Source organism: Ekhidna sp. ABH4_415, assembly GCF_056161305.1.
The window spans coordinates 1-223 of record NZ_JBSWYW010000046.1 but is presented as its reverse complement, the minus strand read 5'-3'; the positions used below and the strand labels follow the sequence as shown (position 1 = coordinate 223).

The window sequence follows — 223 nt, the reverse complement described above, 5'->3', positions numbered from 1 at the left end:
CAATAAGTATTGTAGATGATAACACCTCCTGGATAAGTGGGCATGATGCCACCTTCTTATTGACTACTGATGGTGGATCGAGCTGGCAGTCCTTTACCCACCCTACAGGTGGTTCATTTCAGTTTCGCGATGTTCATGGTTTCGATTCTGATAAAGTTGTTTTAATGACAGCAGGTCCCGGACCGCTTTCACGAATTTATACATTCAAGACTCCTGATATATG

The 223-nt window shown here is 43.0% G+C and carries 1 protein-coding gene; it reads left to right on the top strand.

Going from position 1 to position 223, the window contains the following annotated elements; all coding sequences use genetic code 11:
• A partial coding sequence (locus ACXAH9_RS17255) for a beta propeller repeat protein (RefSeq protein ID WP_474896096.1) occupies positions 1–223 on the top strand: 223 nt, incomplete at both ends.